Genomic DNA, 4,761 nt, shown 5'->3' on the forward strand with positions numbered 1-4,761 from the left:
CGGCCGGCCAGGCCGTGGAGGTCCGCCAGGCCAGCGGGGTGCCGGTCAGCGGACGCCAGACTGTACCCGGTGGTGGCGCGGTGCGCGGCACCAGGGCGACGGCGCTGCCGGTGAGCACGAGCGCGCCCGCGACGTCCGGTCCCGGCGGGTCGACGACGGCCTCGGGGGTGCAGCCGTGCCTGGTCAGCGTGGTGAGCACCTCGTCATACAGGGCCGGGGCCGTGGCGCGTGGGAAGAGGACCAGGCGCAGGCCGGTCAGTTCGGCCACCGCGAGCTCCGGGCGGTCGGCGTACGGACTGCGGGCGGCGAGCAGGACGCCGAGCGGCTGGTGCAGGACGGGGCCGAAGGCCAGTCCGTCGGCCGGGCAGGGGTGGCGGACGACGGCGACGTCGACGGTGTGCTGGGCGAGCTCGCGCACCACGGCCGCGACCGGCAGTTCCCGCAGTTCGAGCCGGGTGCCCGGGGAGGCGGTCTCGAAGCCGGTGAGCAGCGCGGCCAGGGTGGCCGGCCCGAGTTCGGGCGGGACGGCCGCGCGCAGGGTGCCGGCCCGTCCGCTGCGCAGGTCGGCGGCGGTGGCGAGGAGGCGGGCGGCGCTGTCCAGCGCCTCCTCGGCCTCGGCGAGCAGCAGCCGGCCCGCCGGGGTGAGGTCGACGCCTCGCGGGCCGCGGTCGAACAGGGTCACGCCGAGTTCGCGTTCGAGGCGCTGGATCCGCTGGGAGAGCGAGGGCTGGGCGATCCGCAGGCGCTCGGCGGCGCGGCCGAAGTGCCGTTCCTCGGCGACGGCGCGGAAGTGGCGGAGGTGCCCCAGCAGGTCCATGGGCAGCAATCATAGGTGTTTTCTTATCGTCCACTTCGCGATTGCGCTCTTGGACTGGGGAGTCGGCGGCCTGTTTAGCTGAGCGCGACGGCACGAACCACCTGGGAGACCACCGATGACGCCCGACCTTCACCGCCCCCGCACCGCGCTGCCCGCCGTGGCCCTGCTCGTGGCCGCACTGATCGGCGGGTGCGGTCGGGCGGGCAGCGCCTCGACGGCGCCGGCACCCGGCGCGACGGCGGCGCAGGCGCCCGCGACCGACTCGGCGGACGCCTCCTTCGCGGCACTTGAGCAGCAGTTCGGCGCCCGGCTCGGCGTGTTCGCGGTGGACACCGGCAGCGGCCGGGAGGTCACCCACCGGGCCGACGAGCGGTTCGCGTTCGCGTCCACGATCAAGTCGCTCGCCGCCGGGGCCCTGCTGCGAAAGGTGTCCGACGCGGACCTGGACAAGGTCGTCTCCTACCGCCAGGAGGACGTGCTGACGTGGGCGCCGATCACCTCGCAGCACGTGGCCACCGGCATGAAGCTGCGGGACCTGGCCGCCGCCTCCATCCAGTACAGCGACAACACCGCGGCCAACCTCGTCACCGCCGAACTCGGCGGCCCGGCGGCCGTCCAGCAGTCCCTGCGCGACCTGGGCGACTCCACCACCAGCGTCGACCGCACCGAACCCACCCTCAACGAGGCGACCCCGGGCGACACCCGCGACACCAGCACGCCGCGCGTCCTCGCCGCCGACCTGCGCCGCTACGTGCTCGGCGACGCCCTCGCGGAGGACCGGCGCGGGCTGCTGACGGGCTGGCTGGTCGGCAACACGACCGGCGGCCCGTACGTCCGCGCGGGGGTGCCCGCCGACTGGAAGATCGGCGACAAGACCGGCAACGCGGGCTACGGCACCCGCAACGACGTCGCCGTGGCGTGGCCGTCGGGCGGGCGCCCCCCGATCGTGATCGTCGTCCTGTCCGACCGCGGCAAGGCGGGCGCCACCTCCGACGACGCCCTGATCGCCCAGGCGACGAAGACCGTCATCAGCACCCTCGGCTGACCCTCCCCGACCGACCAGGAGCCCGACCGCGATGATCCGCCCCACTCGCCGGACCGCCACGGACGCCGACTTCGCCCGGCGCCGTCTCGCCCAGCTCGCCGTTCTCGGTCTCACCGCCGGGGCCGCGCCGGCCGCCCTGCCGGGCTCGGCCTCGGCCGCCACGCCCTCTTCGGTGAAGGCACCGTCCGCCTCCCGCGCGCACTACGACCGCGCCCGCCGCCTCGCCGCCGACGACCCCGTGCTGCGGGCCCTGGTGACAGCGCTGACACCCGGCTCCGGCCTTCCCCCGCTACCCGCGCGCGCGCCCGTCAAGCTGTTCGACAACCTCGTGCTGCTGAGCGCGGGCTGGGTCTCGGCGATGGCGGTGCTGACGGACGACGGCATCGTGCTGATCGACGCGCTCACCTCACCCGCCGATGCCGAGGGAGTCATCATCCCCGGGCTGCGGGCGGTCGGCGCCGACCCGGCGGCGATCCGGCACGTCGTCGTGACCCACGGCCACGCGGACCACTTCGGCGGCGCCCAGACCTTCGCCGACCGCTACGGCGCCCGCGTGCACATGTCCCCGGCCGACTGGGACCTCCTCGACCGCACCCGCCCCGCCGACGCCCCCGTCCGCGACCTCGACATCGCGGACGGCGCGCAGCTCACGCTCGGCGGCACGACGATCGAGCTGCACCACACCCCGGGCCACACCCCCGGCACCGTGTCCCCGGTCATCCCGGTCCAGGCGGGCCGCCGGCACCACAGCGCAATGCTGTGGGGCGGCCTCAACCCGCCCTCGACGGTGGCGGAACTGCGCACCTTCCTCGCGTCCGTCCACTCCTTCCGGGCCGTCATGCGCCGGGCGAACGTGGAGGTCGAGCTCTCCAACCACCCGAACGACCACGGCCTCGAACGAGCCGAACAACTGCGGCACCAACCGCCCGGCGCCGCGAACCCCTTCCTCCTCGGCGGCCCCCGCACGCAGCGGTACATGGCGGTCATGGACGCGATGCTGCGCGGCCGCATCGCCGACGCGGAGGAAGCGGCGGGAGCGGCCGGGACAGGGGCCGGGGCGCGCGGAGCCCACACCGTGGCGGCGTCGCACGCCCGCTGCTGACCGCCCGCACCACGCGGCGGGCCGACGCCCCCGCCCAGCGCTACTTTCGGGTCCTGCGCCGCGTCCGAACACGTTCCCCGGCCACGGCGGCGGACTGGAAGTCCAGGACGCCGGTGAACGGTCCGGTCACCATCAGCAGGACCTCTCGCGTACACAGCGCCCGCCACCACTCACGGCCGACCGGGACCGGCCCGTCGAACCGGGTTCCACCGGCGGGGCGGCACACCGTCAGGCCCGGTGCGGCCGCGACGGCCCGTCAGGCCCGGTGCGGCCACGACGGCGGACCAGCCCGGAGCCGGGTCCCGCCCCAGGACACCCGCGTCACGCGACCGCCCCTCCTGCGCTGGACCGACAGTACCTTCCCGAACCACCCGCCGAGGGTCGCCGCCCAAGCACCGGGAGGAGACCCTCTGGGCGATTCGGCGGCTGCGCACCTCGGTTCCGCAGGACGGACACCGCGCCTCGGGCCTCGACGTCGAGCTCAACGGCATCGCGTGGTTGGACATCGCGCTGTAGCACCACCCCCACGGCGGCCGCGTACCGCCGAACTGTGAATGAGCACCAGCGCGTCGCAGGTCCCCGGGTGCGTACGGAGCAGAGCGTCCCCGCGCCCGACGGCCGCGGTGCTCGGCCGGGCCGGCAGTTCGGGTGGAGGTCGGCCGCGGCTACCCGTGGAGGTGGACGGATCCGACGTGGTCCGCCCGGAGTTCGGGGGGTGAGAGGCCCAGGTCTCCTCCCGCGGGTGGGCCGACGGCCGGTGGCGGGGGTGCTCCGCGCCTCGTGGATCACATGTCGGCCTGCAGTTGCGTGAGGTCCAGCGGTGGCAGCCGTTCCAGTTCGGCGTTGGCAGCGGTCATGGCGGCGGCGTAGAAGGAGTCGCCGAGGACGGCCGTGACGGCGCCGGCGATCTCATCGCGTGTGGCGGTGAGTTCCAGCGCGCGGCCGAGGCCGCGGCGGGCGAACGCGGCAGCGTTGCCGGGCTGGTCGGCGAGAACGCCCAGGCCCAGGACGGGCGTTGCTCCCTGCACCGCGTCGAGCAGGGGGGCCCGTCCGCCGTGCGTCACGAACAGGTCCACGTGGCGAAGCAGAGCGGGTTGCAGGACGTGCTCGACGACCGTGATGCGAGCGTCCGTGCTCGGCAGGCCCCGCGCGAGGTCCCCCGCGGACACGATCGCATCGCAGCCGGTCGAGGAGAGGGCGGCCATGACCTCCCGGTACACGCTTCCCACGACGCTGCGCAGGCCGGGCATCGCGGTGGTCAGGGTGCCGAGGCTCACGTAGACGAGCGGGCGGGAGGACGGGGAGCGGTCCAGCCACTCGGGGACGGTGCTGCGGAACGCCGCGACGGTGCGCCGGACGGCGTGTGCGGTGGAGGGGGGCGTCTCTTGACATCCTCACCCGCCTAAAGGCGAGTGATTCCCGCCTGTCGCACCGTTGCCCGGTACGGCTTCGGGTGGGTTCCTGCTTCACCGCGCTGCGCCGGCACGAGTACCGGTCTCACCTGCGCTCCACAGGCCGGCACCGCCAGTCCGGCGGCCTTGGCGACGTTGACCGCCGCGTTGACATCCCGGTCCAGGACAGCCTCGCACGCCCCGCACGTCCACTCCCGGACATTGAGGGGCTTGGGGCCGTCCTTGACGCCGCAGTTCGAACACACCTGTGAGGTCGGTTCGAAACGGCCTATCCGGTGGAAGGCACGCCCGTATCGCACGGCCTTGTACTCCAACATGGCCACGAACGCCGACCACCCGGCGTCGTGCACGGACTTGGCCATGCGGGTGCGGGCAAGTCCCTTCA

General features: G+C 74.5%; 5 protein-coding genes. 2 read left to right on the forward strand and 3 right to left on the reverse strand.

What is annotated here, in order from left to right:
• Positions 1 to 817, reverse strand: an 817-nt coding sequence (locus tag KS423_RS38760) for a LysR family transcriptional regulator (RefSeq protein ID WP_224284429.1), incomplete at its 3' end; no start/stop codon positions are given.
• A 115-nt stretch (positions 818 to 932) separates the two neighbouring features.
• Here KS423_RS38760 and bla point away from each other — a divergent pair.
• Both bla and KS423_RS38770 read left to right on the forward strand, forming a co-directional pair.
• Positions 933 to 1,862, forward strand: coding sequence for a class A beta-lactamase (bla, locus tag KS423_RS38765; protein ID WP_224284430.1), 930 nt, complete (start codon positions 933 to 935; stop codon positions 1,860 to 1,862).
• A 31-nt stretch (positions 1,863 to 1,893) separates the two neighbouring features.
• The gene (locus KS423_RS38770) at positions 1,894 to 2,964 is read left to right on the forward strand and encodes an MBL fold metallo-hydrolase (RefSeq protein ID WP_224284431.1); all 1,071 of its coding nucleotides are present in this window, start codon (positions 1,894 to 1,896) and stop codon (positions 2,962 to 2,964) included.
• A 785-nt stretch (positions 2,965 to 3,749) separates the two neighbouring features.
• On the opposite strand, the gene KS423_RS38775 is transcribed toward KS423_RS38770, so the two are convergent.
• Positions 3,750 to 4,277, reverse strand: coding sequence for a glycosyltransferase (locus KS423_RS38775; protein ID WP_374120113.1), 528 nt, complete (start codon positions 4,275 to 4,277; stop codon positions 3,750 to 3,752).
• Between the two features lie 89 nt (positions 4,278 to 4,366).
• The coding region (locus tag KS423_RS38780; RefSeq protein WP_224284433.1) for a zinc ribbon domain-containing protein at positions 4,367 to 4,761 on the reverse strand (395 nt) is incomplete at its 5' end.

The organism is Streptomyces sp. LS1784 (genome assembly GCF_020103755.1).
GTDB lineage: Bacteria > Actinomycetota > Actinomycetes > Streptomycetales > Streptomycetaceae > Kitasatospora.